The sequence below is a fragment of the Mesorhizobium sp. WSM4850 genome, assembly GCF_055811735.1.
In genome coordinates, this window is the sequence record NZ_JBVVPV010000073.1 from 1 (window position 1) to 16106 (window position 16106).

Consider the following 16106-nt stretch of genomic DNA (forward strand, 5'->3'; position numbering starts at 1 on the left):
CCGCGCGTCGAAGCGATCAACGCCATGGAAAACGAGATGCGGGCGCTCTCCGACGCCGAACTGACGGCCCGCACGGAAAAATTCCGCCAGGACGTCGCCAACGGCGCCAGTCTCGACGATCTCCTGGTGCCGGCCTTCGCCACCGTGCGCGAAGCGGCGCGCCGCGTGCTCGGCATGCGCCCGTTCGACGTGCAGCTGATCGGCGGCATGGTGCTGCACAATGGCGGCATCGCCGAGATGCGCACCGGCGAGGGCAAGACGCTGGTCGCCACCCTGCCCGTCTATCTCAACGCGCTCGCCGGCAAAGGCGTCCATGTCGTCACCGTCAATGACTATCTTGCCACACGCGACTCCGAATGGATGGGCCGCGTCTACAAATTCCTCGGCCTTACGGTCGGCGTCATCGTCCATGGCCTGTCCGACGAGGAACGCCATGCCGCCTACGCCGCCGACGTCACCTACGCCACCAACAACGAGCTCGGCTTCGACTATCTGCGCGACAACATGAAATACGAGCGCGCCCAGATGGTGCAGCGCGGCCACAGCTACGCGATCGTCGACGAGGTCGATTCCATCCTCGTCGACGAGGCGCGCACGCCGCTGATCATTTCCGGTCCGCTCGAGGACCGCTCGGAAATGTACAATACCATCGACGCCTTCATGCTGAAGCTCGAGCCGGCCGACTATGAGATCGACGAGAAGCAGAAGACCTCGATCTTTACCGAGGATGGCACCGAGAAGCTGGAAAACCTTTTGCGCGACGCCGGCCTGCTCAAGGGTGAGTCGCTCTACGACGTCGAGAACGTCGCCATCGTCCACCACGTCAACAATGCGCTCAAGGCGCACCAGCTGTTCCAGAAGGACAAGGACTACATCGTGCGCAACGGCGAGATCGTCATCATCGACGAATTCACCGGCCGCATGATGCCGGGCCGCCGCTATTCGGAAGGCCTGCACCAGGCGCTCGAGGCCAAGGAGCATGTGGCGATCCAGCCGGAGAACCAGACGCTCGCCTCCGTCACCTTCCAGAACTATTTCCGCCTCTACAAGAAGCTCGCCGGCATGACCGGCACGGCGCTGACCGAGGCCGAGGAATTCGCCAACATCTACAATCTCGACGTCACCGAGATCCCGACCAATCTGCCGGTCATCCGTATTGACGAGGACGACGAGGTCTACCGGACCGTCGAGGAGAAGTACAAGGCGATCGTCAGGGAGATCAAGGAAGCCCGCGAAAAAGGCCAGCCTACCTTGGTCGGCACCACCTCGATCGAGAAATCCGAGCTGCTGGCCGCACGCCTGCGCAAGGAAGGTTTTGCCGATTTCGAGGTGCTGAACGCCCGCCACCATGAGCGTGAGGCGGCGATCGTCGCCCAGGCGGGTAAACCCGGCGCCATTACCATTGCCACCAACATGGCCGGCCGCGGCACCGACATCCAGCTCGGCGGCAATGCCGACATGCGCATCGCCGAGGAGCTTGGCGACATGCCGGCCGGCCCCGAGCGCGACGCCAGGGAAAAGGCAATCCGCGACGACGTCGCCCGGCTGAAGGAGAAGGCGCTCGCCGCCGGCGGCCTCTACGTGCTCGCCACCGAACGCCATGAATCACGCCGCATCGACAACCAGTTGCGCGGCCGCTCGGGCCGCCAGGGCGATCCCGGGCGCTCAAAATTCTTCCTGTCGCTGCAGGACGATCTGATGCGCATCTTCGGCTCCGAGCGCATGGACGGCATGCTGCAGAAGCTTGGCCTCAAGGAAGACGAGGCGATCATCCACCCCTGGATCAACAAGGCGCTGGAAAAGGCGCAGAAGAAGGTCGAGGCGCGCAATTTCGACATCCGCAAGAACCTGCTGAAATATGACGACGTCTCGAACGACCAGCGCAAGGTGGTGTTCGAGCAGCGCCTCGAACTGATGGACGGCGAAGGCCTGTCCGAAACCATCGCCGAGATGCGCGAGGGCGTCATCGAGGAGATCGTCGCCAAGGCCATTCCCGAAAACGCCTATGCCGAGCAGTGGAACGTCGCCGGCCTCAAGGCCGAGGTCGCCGAATTCCTCAATCTCGACCTGCCCATCGAGGACTGGGTCAAAGAAGAGGGCATTGCCGAGGACGACATCCGCGAGCGCATCAGCCAGGACGCCGAGACCGCTGCCAAGGAGCGTGCAGAGCGCTTCGGCCCCGACGTGATGGCCTATGTCGAGCGCTCCGTGGTGCTGCAGACGCTCGACCATCTGTGGCGCGAGCACATCGTCAACCTCGACCACCTGCGCTCGGTCGTCGGCTTCCGCGGCTACGCCCAGCGCGATCCGCTGCAGGAATACAAGGGCGAGGCGTTCGAGCTGTTCCAGGCGATGCTGGGCAATCTGCGCCAGGCCGTCACCGCGCAATTGATGCGCGTCGAGCTGGTCCGCCAAGCCGCCGAAGCGCCGCCGCCCGAGGCGCCCGACATGTTCGGCAGTCATCTCGACGGCACTACCGGCGAGGACGATTTTGATGGCGGCGAGACCGGCCTTCTGGTTCGCCAGGAGACCCACGCCACCGTCGCCCCCGAGAACCGCGACCCGCAAAACCCCGCCACCTGGGGCAAGGTCGGCCGCAACGAGGCCTGCCCGTGCGGGTCAGGGAAAAAGTACAAGCATTGCCACGGGGCGTTCGCGTAAGCACCCACTTCCCTTCTCCCCGTTCACGGGGAGAAGGTGCCCGAAGGGCGGATGAGGGGCGACGCCAACGCCCACGATTAGCCAATCTCCCCACCCGTGGGGGGATGGCCGGCTGGCGAGAGGGGGGCGCTGTCCCGTCGACACCGGAAATGGGCCTTCAGCTCTTATTTCTTTCCATCAGCTGGCCTGTCGTTTCGTCGCGTTCTGCCGCGAACGGTGAACATGTCACAAAGCCGGCGCCCCTCATCCGCCTGCCGGCACCTTCTCCCCGTGAACGGGGAGAAGGGAACACTCCTACCTCCCACCCAACCGTTTCTTAATGTGTTTTGACTACACCCAGACCCGAAAAGAAGCCGAGAACGGAGTGTGATCAGGGTGCGCTTTTCCGCGGCGACGACAGCCGGGCGGTTCCTGCCGCAGCGCCTTGCGCTGCGCGCAAAGCCGCTGCTTGGCCGCATCGATGCCGTGCTATTCACCGCCGACGAGCGCTGCGAAGCCAGCCGCATGTCGCTGATCGCCTTTTCCATCCGCATCGTCAGCGCCGTCATCGCTTTCGTCAGTCAGGTGCTGATGGCGCGCTGGATGGGCTCGTTCGAGTATGGCATTTTTGTCCTTGTCTGGGTGACGATGGTGATCGTCGGCAATCTCGCCTGCCTCGGCTTCCACACCTCGATCATCCGCTTCATTCCCGAATATCGCGAGCGCAACATGCTGGCCGAACTGCGCGGCATCGTGCTGACCAGCCGCCTGTTCGTGCTGGTCGCCTCGACGGCGATCGCCGGACTGGGCGCGCTCGGCGTCTGGCTGCTCTCGCCGTTTATCGAGAACTACTATGTCGTGCCGTTCATCCTCGGCCTCATCTGCATGCCGATGATCGCCATGTCCGATCTGCTGCAGGGGCTGGCGCGGGCCAACTCGTGGGCGCTGTTTGCGCTGGCGCCGACTTATCTGGTGCGGCCGGTGCTGATCCTGGCGCTGATGGCGCTGATGCTTCTGGTCGGCTTTGCGCCCGATGCCAGGACGGCGATCTTCGCCTCGATCGCCGCCACCTATGCCACCACGCTCGGCCAGCTCATCGGCATCACTGCGCGCATCGGCAAAAAAATCCCGGCCGGGCCGAGGAAGCTGCATTTCGCGCAATGGTTCCTCGTGTCGCTGCCGATCTTCCTGGTCGAAGGCTTCTTCTTCCTGCTCACCAATGCCGACGTGCTGATGGTCGGCGCCTATATGAATCCCAACGACGTCGCCGTCTATTTCGCCACGGTCAAGACGCTGGCGCTGGTGCATTTCGTCTATTTTGCGGTCAAGGCGGGCGTTGCCCAGCGCTACGCGCAATTCACCCATGGCGAGCCCGAAAAGCTCGCCGCCTTCGCCCGCGAAACCGTGTCGTGGACGTTCTGGCCATCGCTGTTGATGGCGCTGCTGGTGCTGGTGCTGGGCGAGCCGATGCTGAGCTTGTTCGGGCCTGAATTCGTTGCCGGCTACCCGCTGTTGTTCCTGCTGGTCTTCGGCGTCGTCGCCCGCGCCGCCGTCGGCCCCTGCGAAAGCCTGCTCACCATGAGCGGCAACCAGAATATCTGCGCCGCCGTCTACGCCATGACGCTGGCCTTCAACATCGGCCTCAATCTGGTGCTGATCCCGCTTTTCGGCCTGTGGGGCGCGGCGATGGCCACCGCCTTCGCGATGATCTTCGAAGCCGGCGCGCTGTCCTTCACGGTCTGGCGCAGGCTCGGCATCGTCATGGTCATTTTCGTAGCCGCCAAAGGAGCCGCGTGATGGCTGCCATCCCGTTGCTCGAGGAAACCAGCGGCGGCCCGGCCGGCGCCCTGGTGTCGGGCCTCGCCGGGCTCGCCCGCGAAGCCGATCCCGCCCATATCGAATTGTTGGCCAACGGCCGGCCCCAGCGCAAACTGGCAATTTACGCCGCCTCCGCCGGCTTCGACCTGGTCGAGGAACTCGACTATCTCTGCGCCCGCACGATCGAGCCCAACGTGTTCTTCAACCCGCGCTTCCTGGCACCCGCCATGCCGCGACTGGAAGACCGCGAGGTGCGGCTGGCGGTCATCCGCGACGGCGACGAATACCGCAACCGGCTGCGCTTGCTGGTGCCGTTCTCGGTGGAGCGGCCGGCGACGCCGCTCGGCGTGCGGGTGATGCGCACATGGTCGAGCCCGTTCGGGCCGATCGGCACGCCGCTGGTCGACCGCGACGATCCCGTCGGCGTCATCGAGGATTTCTTCGCGATGCTGTCGCGGCCGCATCTCAAACTGCCAAAAGTCTTCGTGCTGCCCGACATCCGGCTCGACGGCCCGGTGGCCAGCCTGCTGGCCACCGTCGCCGAGACGCGTGGCCTGACGCTGGTCACCACCGGCAAGGCCGAACGGCCGATGCTCGAAAGCGAGATCGACGGCGATGAGTATCTGAAGGCCTCGCTGCGCTCGCACCATTATCGCGAGTTCCGCCGCCTAAAACGCCGCCTCGCCGACCTGGGCAGGCTGGAGCATCAGGTGGCGCGCGGACCGGAAAACATCCGCCATGCCATCGAGCGTTTTTTGACGCTTGAGGCCGCCGGCTGGAAAGGCCGCGAGCGCACCGCCATGGCCATCGACCGCTACCGCGCCGCCTTTGCCCGCGAGGCCGTGCACCGGCTGGCCGAACGCGACCTGTGCCGCATCCATTCACTGACGCTCGATGACCGCACCATCGCTTGCCTGGTCGTCTTCGTCGAGGCCGGCGTCGCCTACACCTGGAAGACGGCCTATGACGAGACGCTCGCCGCCTATTCGCCGGGCACGCTGCTGATGATCGAGGTGACCAGGCAGCATCTCGACGATCCCAACATCATGATGACCGATTCCTGCGCCGTGCCCGACCATCCGGTGATGAGCCGGCTATGGACGGAGCGCCGGCCGATCGGCACGCTGGTCCTCGGCCTGACGCCGGACGCCGACCGCCTCGCCCGCCAGGCGGCGTCGCAGATCCACCTCTACCGCGAAACCCGCAACATGGCGCGCCTGCTGCGCAACCGGGTGAAGAGCTTGCTGGGACGGCGGTAGGGCAAAGTGCGGCTCTCCCTTCTCCACTTGTGGGAGAAGGTGGCCGCCCACGGGTCTTGCCTCCGGCAAGCCCGAGGACAGGCTCCGCGGCCGGACGAGGGGTGCTCCAGCTTGGCACGGCCGCGCTCCGTCCAGCACCCGTCTTGGCGCTGGTGGTCGGCGGCGCATCATCCAGGACCATCGCCTGGTCTACCGCGCCGCCGCGTCGCTTCGCTCCTTGCTCCGGCCTGGGAATGACGAAGGCGCAGGGGGCTTACGCTAATCACCAGCGCTGGAAATTGGCAGCTGCAGGCCGGCGGCAGCGACCGTCCACAGTCCCTTTCAGACTCAGTGGAAGAACTGTGTCGAAGGCCTAGGTCATCAGGGTTAATTCTCCCAACCAGCGGAAAGGATTAGCATCGGCGACAATCTCGGCCGCGCGACCAGCATCATTGCCGCCTCGGTCCTGCACGGCCAGAACAAAAATCTGGGAGGAATGCATGACGAAAACAATTCACTTCAGGCGTGGCAGTATTCTCGCTTTGACCGGCCTCATCGGCGCCTGCCTGACTGCGGCCGCGGGTCAGGCCGCCGAGCCCGGCAAGGTCGAGATCGATGCCCTGAAACAATCGCTTTCGAAGTACGAAGACTACAAGGCCGCCATTCGCGACCTCTACCTGTCGACGGTCGGATGCGTTTATTACAGCGGCGAAAAAGTGGCTGGAGCTATGGATTACCCGAAGGGCGCGATGGGCATTCATTTCGTCAACGTCGCGAGCGTCAGCCCGACACCAGATCCGGCGCGCCCCAATGTCCTTATCTATGAGCCGGTCGACGGCGGCTTGCGCCTGGTGGCCGTGGAATGGCTTGTTCCGCTGACGCCCGACACCAAGGAACCGCCGAAACTGTTTGGACAGACGTTCCAGGGGCCGATGGAGGGGCATTATCCGCTTATTCCGGTGGAGTTCTACCATTACGATCTTCACGTCTGGCTGTTCAAAGACAACCCACTTGGAATGTTCAGCCCGACGAACCCCGACGTGAAATGCGACAATTACGCGTTTCCGATGCCGGAGCAGCCGACCAAGATGGTGCCGGGGCCGATGTAATGGCGACTTAGTCTACGCAATGGCCCGGCCTCAATTGGGGTATCCCAGGTGCGCCTGGGATAACCTCCCACCGAGCTTTCAAGGTGTCTCGGGTAGAAAATGGTGCCCCTAGCCGGGAGGCAAGATTTGAACCTTTTCAACGCTCAATTTCGAAAGTGGGACAGAATAGGCCATTCAAGATCCTTATCTTTTTCGTCGAGATTGTCTCACCGAAACCTAGCTAGGACAGGACCTCTTCGATGCCTGACCGGGACCAATCGATAGCGATCGACCGGCTAACTTGCACGGCAAAGGGGTCGCAAGTTCAAACCGTGCCGCTGTAGACGTCACAGCATCGGAATGGCTTGAAAGGGGCCGACAGCAGACCGTCAGCTTCACGGTGCGAGTCCTCAAAAGCGGCCATTCAGGTAGATGCTGGGGAACGACGCATTCCGATCCAAATCTGACAGGCGCATGATCCAATGGAGGTCTAGAACCGATCAGGCGTTGCCATCAGTGCCGCGAATTCTCGGGCTTAGAATAGCGCTGCGTAAGGAGTGGAGAGCGTCCCCACAATCCAAGTTTTCTGTCCAAAAGCCGCCCCCTTGCTATGGCCGGCGCTCGTTGGACAAAGGGCGGGGACGGAGGTAAAGCGTCACAAGTGGAATGCTGAACTTGGCCGAGGAAATAGGTCCGGACTTCACCAGATTACCGACCGGTCGATCTCGCCGATGCGCGCCCGGCCGGTCAGCGCCATTGCCACCTCGAAGTCCCGGCGAAGCAGGTCGACACAATGGGCTACGCCCTCAGCACCACCCGTTGCCAGGGCGTAGACATAGGGGCGACCAATCATGACTGCGCTTGCCCCTAGGGCAATCGCCTTCAAAACGTCTGTGCCACGCCTCACGCCGCCGTCGAGGATGATGGGAATCCGCCCGGCTACCCGCTCCGCGATGGCGGCATGGACCACTCCGGTTAACGTCTGAAAAAAAGTCGGCTAATCCAAAGACAACGTTCGCGCATATGGCCGCTGGCCGCAAGGCGGCGGCACGCGGGACAACGAACGCCGATGACTGAGGGGCGGAAACGGGGCCGAAGGCTGCCAGTCGGCTTTGCGCAGCCAAGGTGGAATAGCAGATATTCGCCTGGATGAGGCGGCCGCCCGGATCTCACCCAAGTCGGACGAACTGGAAGAAAAGCCCCGAGAAACGATAGAGAGGGCGGCGGCACTCGTTCAACGAGCGCTGCTAATTCGGAATGGGCAGCGATTGACGCTTCGCCTCATCCGAGCCGGCTTTGCGAAGTCCTTCGATGTAAATTGCCCGGTCCTCCGGACGGACGAGCGGATGGTGCTTCTCAACCCAATCGGGCTCGCTCGCAAGGTGTCGCTGTCATACGCTTCGACTTCACGGGTTTGGGATCGAGCGAGGGCGAATTCGCGCCGACGAATTTCTCCTCGAATGTGGCCGACCTCCTTTCGGCCGTCGACTATCTGAGCGATCATTACCGCGCACGGTCCTTGCTGATCGGCTATTCGATCGGAGGTGCGGCAGTCCGCGATGGCCAAGGATGTTCCGAAGGTGCGCGCCATCGCCACGATCGGCGCGCCAGCCGATGCCGTCATGTATTGAAGAATTTCGGAACGAGCCTCAAGGAGATCGAAGTGAGCGGAAGTGGACATTTGAACGTAGGCTCGATCAATCCATGTTGATCCGCGGACCTGTCGCGCCGTTCAGCAATCGCTTCAAGTGGAAGCTCGCAAGCTGGTCCTCTGCGCGCCTGCCTACCTCAGCAGCGAACGAGGTGACCGCACTAGGGTCGCCGGCTTCCAGCTTGGCGAAAGCCGCGAGGTAATCCTTCGTCGCGAGGTCATCGCATTGTTCAGGCCGCAGTGGCTCGAAAGCGCGCAGCGACTCCGTTCGTCCTCTCAACACGAGGTCACCCACCGGCCGCCCTCGGAAATTCGCAACCTGTCTCGCGACGCTCTCGCTCACGCAAATACGGGTGCCGAGTTGCTTGTTGGCGGCTTCCAGCCGCGCCGCGATGTTGATGGTGTCGCCATAGGCGGAGTAGTCGAAGAAGCGGGCGCCGCCGAAATTGCCGACGATCGCCGGCCCGGCGTGGACGCCGATGCGGGTGGGGCCGAGCGCCACGCCCCTGGGGGGCCAGCCGGCGCGGAAGTCTTCCGAAAAGTCGTCGAGGTCAAGCGCGCAGGCGACCGCGCGGGCGGCATGGTCGGGCTGCTCGCCCGGCGCGCCGAAGAGCACATGCAGTGCGTCCCCGACGATCTTGGCCACCGTGCCCTCGTGGTGGAAAACGATGTCGGTCATGCCGGCGAGGTACGCGTTGAGGAGTTCACCCAGTACCGCCGGGTCGAGCGTTTCCGCCAGCGCAGTGAAGCCGGCGATGTCAGTGAAGAGCGACGCCACCTCGCGTCGTTGCCCGGCAAGCTCGCCAGCGTCGCCGGCGAGCCGCTCGGCGAGGTTGGGCGAGAAGTAGCGCGACAGCGAGGCGTGCGCGCGCTCGGCCGCCACCTGCTTGCCCCGCGCGTCGCGCAGAAGGGAAAGGTGCCTCAGCGTCTTGGCGATAGTCGTCTCGAGGTCGGCGAAATCGATCGGCTTCATCAGGAAATCGAAGGCGCCGCGGTTCATTGCGGTCCGGATGTTGGCCATGTCGCCATAGGCCGACACGATGATGGTCGACAGCCGCTCCTCGGCGTCCTGGAGCTTCGCAAGAAGCGACAGCCCGTCCATGCGCGGCATGTTGATGTCGGTAACGACCATTTCGATGTCGGGATTGGCGGCGATCAGGTCGAGCGCCTCGACGCCGTCGCGGGCGAAGATAAAGCTCACGGCGCCGTCGCGGATTTCGTGGCGGAATTTCTGCAGGACCAGCGGCTCCAGGTCCGGCTCGTCGTCGACGACCAGGATCAGCGCCGTCATGCCGCGAGCCCGACGCGAACGTCAATCTCGCCGCGTAGCGCGACGAAATCGAGCGGCTTCGTCAATAGCGCCTCGGCGCCGTTTTCCAGCGCGTTCCTATTGGTCTCTGCGTCGCTATAGGCGGTGATCATGATCACGGGCACATCGGGACGCAACGCCTTCGCTTTCGGCAGAAGCTCCAGGCCGCTCATGCCCGGCATGTTGATGTCCGACAGGATGAGGATCAGCGAAGCGCTTTCCGCAGCCTCGATAAGCGCCAGCGCCTGCGGCGCCGAAAGCGCGAACGCCATCTCGAAGCGCCCGGTTCTAAGATCTCGCCGGAATTGCTGCCGGAACAGCAGCTCTACGTCGGGCTCGTCGTCGACGACCAGGATGAGCAGGCTCAAGCGTTGCCTCCGGTTTTGGCGAGCGTCGCCGCACCTCGCGGTAAAACGATGCGGAACTCGGTGAAGGTGCCCGGCTCGGTCTCCACCTCTATCGTGCCGGCGTGCTGTTTCACGATGATGTCGTAGCTCAAGGACAGGCCAAGCCCCGTGCCCTCGCCCGCCGGCTTGGTGGTGAAGAACGGGTTGAACATTTTTTCCTTCACGTCCGGCGGGATGCCGGTGCCGTTGTCGCGAATCCTGATCTCGACCGCATCGCCCAGGCTTTTCGTCGATGCCGCCAGCACCGGCTCGTAGCCGGTTTCGCCTTCAACCGCCGGCCGTTTCGTCGTCGCGTAAAAGCCGTTCGAGATCAGGTTCAACAGCACGCGCGTGATTTCCTGCGGAAAGAGATCGACCTCGCCGGCGCCTGGATCGAAATTCCTTTCCAACATGATGTTGAAGCCTTTCCCCTCGGCGCGGGCGCCATGATAGGCAAGGTTCAAGCTCTCCTCCACGACCGCGTTGATGTCGACCGGCCGGTGCTCGTTCGAGCCCGAGCGCGAGTGGAGCAGCATGTTCCTGACGATCGAGTCGGCGCGCTTGCCGTGCTGCACCACCTTCTCGAGATTGCCCCTCAGCATATCCGACAACTCGTCGATCTCCGCGCGGGTCTTGTCGTCAAGCGCCGCGCCTTGCAGCGCGTCGCGCAGCTCCACGATCAGGTCGCCGGACAGCGAGGAAAAATTGTTGACGAAGTTGAGCGGGTTCTTGATCTCGTGCGCTATTCCCGCGGTCAGCTGGCCGAGCGAGGCGAGCTTTTCGGTCTGCACGAGCCGATCCTGGGCCTTGCGCAGGTCGTCCAGCGAGCGCGACAGTTCCTCGGTGCGCGCCTGCACTTCATCGAACAGCCGGACGTTCTCGATCGCAATGACGGCCTGATCGGCGAAAGTCTTCAGAAGTTCGACTTGCTTGGCGGCAAGAAAGCCCGTCTCAGCACGCCCGACTGCTATGCAACCGATGGGCAGGCCGTCGCGCAGCATCGGCACGGCGACAGCGCTGCGCAGGCCCGAAAAGGCCGCCGCGGCGCGATGCGTGAATTCACTATCCAAGGTGAGGTCCGGGATCTGCGCCACGTCAAGATAGAGAATCGCCCGTTCGGCGGCACAGCCGCGAGTAGGTGCCACGGGAAAGGTGTTGCGTACGATCTCAACGCTTTCTTCGGTGATGCCGTGATGCGCGACGAAATGCAGAAGCTGGCCATCATATCTGTAGACAAAGCAGAACTGCGCTTCGCACAGGCGGGCGGCACTTTGCGCGATCATGTTGAACACCGGCTGCACATCAGTGGGCGAGCGGCTGATGACGCCAAGCACATCGCTGGTCGCCGTCTGGTACTCTAGCGCCTCGGTGGCCTCCCGCGTCCGCTGCTGCACTTCCTCGAACAGGCGGACGTTCTCGATCGCGATGACGGCCTGATCGGCGAAAGTCTGGACGAGTTCGATCTGGCGCTCGGAAAACGGGCCTGGCTTTGCACGCGCCATCGAGAAGACACCAATCGGGATGCCTTCGCGCAACAACGGCACCGATAACCCAGCTGCGAACTTTCCTATTGTTGGCACATCTGGAGTACCATACTCCAAGTCCAGGGTCACGTCGGGGACATGAACGACCGCCCTTTCCAATGCGGCGCGACCAACCCAGGAATCACGGCCAACGCGATTGGGATGGGCTTCCTCATGGGCTCTCAACTCAGGCGAGTGCCCATGCGAAGCGGATATGTGGTAAACGTCGCCGTCGAGCATATATATGCCACCCAATTCGGCCCCGCATAACTTCACCGCGGAGTCTATCAGCGTCTGAAGCACCGCCTTGAGATCGAATGTCGAGGCACTGATAACCTTGAGCACGTCCGCCGTCGCGGTCTGCTGTTCCAACGCTTCGGTGAGTTCTGCCGTGCGTGCCTGAACCTGCTTGAACAGCCGGGCGTTCTCGATCGCGATCACCGCCTGGCTGGCGAAGCTGGTGACCAGCGCGATCTGCTTGTCGGTGAAGGGCCGCACCTCCTGGCGGTGCAGCGTGATCGCGCCGATCACGACATCGTCCTTGACCAGCGGAACGGAAAGCATGGTGCGCGCCTTGAACAGCTCGACCACGCGCGTTCTCAGCGGATCACCTTCGGCAAAGGCCGGATCGTTCGTGACGTCGTCGATATGGGCGTAGCGCCTGGTCGCGAGCGCCTGGCCGAGCGCGGTGTTCGGGCCGGGCTGCATCAGGCTCCCGCCCTTCTTGAATTCTTCCCACTCCTCGGTCGCGCCGTAGGCGGCGACATGGCGGAAGCCATCGCCCTCCCGGAGCGCAAGATTGCCGAAGCTGGCGTCGCAGATGCGAGCGGCATTTTCCAGGATTACCTCGAAAACCGGCTCAAGCTCGACGATCGAACGGCTGATGACGTCGAGCACCTCCGAGGTCGCGGTCTGCTGCCGTAAGGCCTCGCTGAGCTCGGCCGTGCGCGCCTGTACTTCCTCGAACAGCCGCACGTTCGAGATGGCGATGACGGCCTGGTCGGCGAAAGTCTTGAGCAGCGCGATCTGCTTGTCCGTGAAGGGCCGTATCTCGATGCGCCGGATCATCAGCGCTCCGACCGCCTCCCCGTCACGCAGCAGTGGGATCGCAAGGATGGTGCGGAAGCCGAGCCGGTGGGCCATTGCCCTGCCCGTTGCAAAGTCTACACCCGCCTCGGTCAGGTCATGAACATGGACCGGTGCCCGGTCGAGCACCGCGCGACCGGTGACCACGTCGCGGGCGACAGGCAGCCCGGCGTCGTCGACCGGGATCGGCCCATGATGCGCCCCGACCGCCAAACGATCGCCCTGCCGCAGATAGATCGTCGCGTCATAGGCCTCGCAGAGACGCGCCGCGCTTTCCGCGACGGCGTCCAGAACCGGTTGGATGTCAGTCGGGGACGCCGCGATGACGCGCAGGATGGAGCCGGTCGCGGTCTCCCGCTCCAACGATTCGGTCACCTCGCGGTTGCGCGCCTGCACCTCGTCGAAGAGACGCACGTTCTCGATTGCGATGACCGCCTGGTCGGCGAAACTCTCCACAAGTTCGATCTGGCGTTGTGAGAACGGCCCCACGGTTCGCCTCGCCATGCCGAAGACACCGATCACCTCCTGGCCTCGCTTGAGGGGGACCGAAAGGGCCGCGCGGAAATCGCCCATGGTCGCCGCTTCCGGCCTTTTGTATTCCATATCCTTGGACACGTCGGGCACATGAACGGTTGCCCCTTCGAGGGCGGCTCGACCTTGAAATGTCCCACGCCCGATCGGGTGTGGATGGCTCTTCTCATAAGCGCGAAGTTCATCGGTCCAACCGGTCCCAGTCATGACCCGTAGCCAATCGCCATCGCGCAGTGAGATCGCGCCCATATCACCGCCGGCCAGGCGGATCGCCGAATCGAGTAGCGTCTGCAGTACGGGTTCAAGGTCGAAGACCGACCGGCTGATTACCTTGAGCACGTCGGCCGTCGCGGTCTGCTGAGCCAGCGCTTCGCTGAGTTCGGCCGTCCGCGCCTGCACTTCTTCGAACAGCCGCACGTTCGAGATGGCGATCACGGCCTGGTCGGCGAAGGTCTTCAGAAGCTCGATCTGCCTGTCGCTGAACGGTCTCACCTCTCTTCGCCGCAGGGAAATCGCACCGATCGCTCTTCCATCGCTCACGAGAGGTGTCACCAGAATGGTGCGAAAGCCGTACTGAATGGCCATTTCCCGGCCTGCCGCGAATTCGGCCCCGGCTTCGGATAGGTCTTCGACCTGCACGGTCCTCGCATCGATAACCGACCGCGCCATTACCCGGTCGCGCTCCAGCGGCCACGGCGCCTCGTCGACCGCAATCGGGCCCGAATGCGCACCGAGATGGAGCATATTGTCCTTCTTGAGCCGGATGATCACGTCATAGGCGTCGCAAAGACGGGCGGCGCTCGCCGCCACGGCGTCGAGGACCGGCTTGATATCTGTCGGCGACGAGGCGATGACACGAAGCAGCTCGCCGGTTGCCGTCTCGCGTTCAAGCGCTTCGTTGAGCTCCCGCGTGAAAAGCCCAATCCTAGCTTCGAGTTCGCCGTGTGATTCCCGCATGTGCAGGTTCTAGCCCTCGGTCGCTGCGCTGCCCTCTAGGTCGAGACGCAAACCATAGGCAGAATGATAGTAGAAATGCTAGGTCACCCGACGGTCAATCGATCCGTCCCCATTCGCAGCGAGGATCGGTGGCCGGACTTTCGACGTTTTTTCCAGCAATAGGGCGGTTCGCCTTAATCAGAACGGTTAGGTGGCACTTCCTGCTAAGGGCCTGCGCGGGCTTGATCGCGACTTTAACAGCAATGTCAGGTGTTGGCGCAACTGCGATGTTCCAGGGTAGTTGCCAGCAAGTCTGCTATCGGACCGGAGCAACGATCACCTCAGCGGCCGACATGCGGCGCTTGCGGAGGTTCGCCAAACGGCGTCGGCTCACCAGCCTGCAACTCCTGCCAGGAGCTGATCCATCAACACCGGTCCGCGCGCCTCGACCAGCCTGCGCCAGGAGATGTCCCGCGGGCAGCATATATCGACGTGAGCGGCGCGTAGCTCTTTGGCGTCGGGGTGGTCGCGTCCCTCGAAGCGTAGCCAGCGGTCGATCAGGTCGCCACGGAAGAGCTGATAATCATCGGCCGTGCCAAACTCGATCACCGCGCCAGCGATCCGCGCATCGGGCCGCTCTTGGCGGATCGCCTGACAAAGAAGCCCGTGGTACTTCGGCTTGACGCCCGTCTTGAACGTGCTGTCTTCTTTGGTTGCGAGCGCCCACTAGCCCGACGCCGCGCGGTGCTCCTCGCTTTCGGGCACGTCGAAGATCAAGTGCACGATTTCGCCGAACTGGCCAATCCCGGTGTGCCATCTATGAAACCTATTGTGCTCGCGCGTGAGAGATGCTCCCGGACGATGCGGCGGAACGTAATGTTCGACCAACTCGGCGCCTGCCCGCCATACATGAATCCGTCAGACCGATGCCACTGTCCCTGCCAAATCTGGCCTTCAAGTGCCCAGCCGTTCACCTCGAAATAGGTCTTGTAGGTACGGTGCAGCTCGAGCACGCGGGCTGCATCTGAAGGGTCGGAATGTAGGAGCTGGATGACGGCGTCATAGGCGGGATTTTGCGGTACCGGGCCGTCATCGACGCTCACGAAGTTGCGGTTCATGTCGATGTTGTTTTCGTCTGTGCGCGTGCGATGCGAGAAGCCCGAAGGATTGATGGCGTGCACGAGCACGAGCCGGACGCTTGGCGCTCCGCTACTTCGAGATGAAAGCCAGCGGGTTGGTATTGCGGAGCCGGAAAACGCTTCAGAGCCATGCGTGCCACAGATGACTATCGCGGAACGGTCGGCAGTTTCGGGTCCAAGGCAAGCGACGTCGGCAGCGAGCGATTCGCCAGCCTCGCCCCTAAATCCTTCGCGGTGATAGTGCGTTACCTGTGCGCCAGCTTGAGCACAGGCAACGAGAAACTTGTTGCGCGCTTCAAGGTAGCTTTCGGAAAAGCTGTCCATTAGTCACCCCGCAGTGACTGATGGTGACAGGGTAATGATGAAGTGGCAAGGCGACGAAGCTGGGCGCTTAAGGACGTTCGATCATTAGCAGCTGATACTTATCGCCGAGCGGGATCAACTCATTTGGCGCAAATGGACGTTGTACGCTGTCTGTTGCCTCTGCTCTGGCGACGTCCGCTTTTGGGGAATGGACGCGACCGTGGCGATCACTGCTATGAGGCGCAGAGCCGACCGACCGCAAGGTGTAGGGTCTTGTCGGAGGCTTGTGAGAACGCTGATCGCTGGACTCGAACGCTTTCTGCGGTGCTAACTGCAACGATTGCGGGTAGGATGCGCCTCGGTGATAGGTTCGGCAGTCGCTGCGACGAGGGGGCTCATATGTCCGACTTGCTATTGAAGCAACTCGCCTCGATCGGGTGTCGCGGACCTGTGATCAC

Annotated in this window: 9 protein-coding genes and 2 pseudogenes; 5 read left to right on the forward strand and 6 right to left on the reverse strand. The window is 62.9% G+C overall.

Annotation, left to right across the window (positions count from 1 at the left end; all coding sequences use genetic code 11):
* The 4 genes from secA to AC0L2Z_RS33295 form a co-directional block, all read left to right on the forward strand.
* Positions 1-2661, forward strand: a 2661-nt coding sequence (secA, locus tag AC0L2Z_RS33280; protein WP_473630406.1) for a preprotein translocase subunit SecA, incomplete at its 5' end; no start/stop codon positions are given.
* 375 nt (positions 2662-3036) lie between these two features.
* Entirely contained in the window at positions 3037-4437 is a 1401-nt protein-coding gene (locus AC0L2Z_RS33285) for a lipopolysaccharide biosynthesis protein (protein ID WP_473630413.1), read from the forward strand.
* Positions 4437-5717, forward strand: a complete 1281-nt coding sequence (locus tag AC0L2Z_RS33290; protein WP_023797281.1) for a GNAT family N-acetyltransferase — start codon at positions 4437-4439, stop codon at positions 5715-5717. Before AC0L2Z_RS33285 ends, AC0L2Z_RS33290 begins: the two co-directional genes overlap by 1 nt.
* A 479-nt stretch (positions 5718-6196) precedes the next feature.
* Positions 6197-6805 (forward strand): hypothetical protein, encoded by a 609-nt coding sequence (locus AC0L2Z_RS33295; protein WP_473630407.1) that lies wholly within the window; start codon positions 6197-6199, stop codon positions 6803-6805.
* A 679-nt stretch (positions 6806-7484) separates the two neighbouring features.
* Here the strand turns inward: AC0L2Z_RS33295 and AC0L2Z_RS33300 are convergent.
* Positions 7485-7754: an alpha-hydroxy-acid oxidizing protein gene (locus tag AC0L2Z_RS33300; RefSeq protein WP_473630408.1), complete on the reverse strand. Its 270-nt coding sequence runs from the start codon at positions 7752-7754 to the stop codon at positions 7485-7487.
* Positions 7755-8162: 408 nt separating this feature from the next.
* Here AC0L2Z_RS33300 and AC0L2Z_RS33305 point away from each other — a divergent pair.
* Positions 8163-8474 (forward strand): annotated as a pseudogene (locus AC0L2Z_RS33305) (alpha/beta fold hydrolase); the annotation flags it as partial.
* 7 nt (positions 8475-8481) lie between these two features.
* Here AC0L2Z_RS33305 and AC0L2Z_RS33310 read toward each other — a convergent pair.
* The 5 genes and pseudogenes from AC0L2Z_RS33310 to AC0L2Z_RS33330 all read right to left on the reverse strand — a co-directional run bounded on the left by AC0L2Z_RS33310 (position 8482) and on the right by AC0L2Z_RS33330 (position 15669).
* Positions 8482-9726: an adenylate/guanylate cyclase domain-containing protein gene (locus AC0L2Z_RS33310; protein ID WP_473630409.1), complete on the reverse strand. Its 1245-nt coding sequence runs from the start codon at positions 9724-9726 to the stop codon at positions 8482-8484.
* Positions 9723-10112 (reverse strand): response regulator, encoded by a 390-nt coding sequence (locus AC0L2Z_RS33315; RefSeq protein ID WP_473630410.1) that lies wholly within the window; start codon positions 10110-10112, stop codon positions 9723-9725. The genes AC0L2Z_RS33310 and AC0L2Z_RS33315 overlap by 4 nt, the downstream gene beginning before the upstream one ends.
* Positions 10109-14227 (reverse strand): GAF domain-containing protein, encoded by a 4119-nt coding sequence (locus AC0L2Z_RS33320; protein ID WP_473630411.1) that lies wholly within the window; start codon positions 14225-14227, stop codon positions 10109-10111. Before AC0L2Z_RS33320 ends, AC0L2Z_RS33315 begins: the two co-directional genes overlap by 4 nt.
* 369 nt (positions 14228-14596) lie before the next feature.
* A pseudogene (locus AC0L2Z_RS33325) lies at positions 14597-14884 on the reverse strand (DUF2817 domain-containing protein); the annotation flags it as partial.
* A 95-nt stretch (positions 14885-14979) separates the two neighbouring features.
* A complete protein-coding gene (locus AC0L2Z_RS33330; protein WP_473630412.1) occupies positions 14980-15669 on the reverse strand; it encodes a DUF2817 domain-containing protein in 690 nt (229 codons plus the stop codon).
* Positions 15670-16106 lie beyond the last annotated feature (437 nt).

What these genes read in the sequence shown, in the direction of transcription:
- AC0L2Z_RS33290 (WP_023797281.1), top strand. Translation starts at nt 4,437, where the DNA reads ATGGCTGCCATCCCGTTGCTCGAGGAAACCAGCGGCGGCCCGGCCGGC.
- AC0L2Z_RS33295 (WP_473630407.1), top strand. Translation starts at nt 6,197, where the DNA reads ATGACGAAAACAATTCACTTCAGGCGTGGCAGTATTCTCGCTTTGACC.
- AC0L2Z_RS33310 (WP_473630409.1), bottom strand. Translation starts at nt 9,726, where the DNA reads ATGACGGCGCTGATCCTGGTCGTCGACGACGAGCCGGACCTGGAGCCG.
- AC0L2Z_RS33320 (WP_473630411.1), bottom strand. Translation starts at nt 14,227, where the DNA reads ATGCGGGAATCACACGGCGAACTCGAAGCTAGGATTGGGCTTTTCACG.
- AC0L2Z_RS33330 (WP_473630412.1), bottom strand. Translation starts at nt 15,669, where the DNA reads ATGGACAGCTTTTCCGAAAGCTACCTTGAAGCGCGCAACAAGTTTCTC.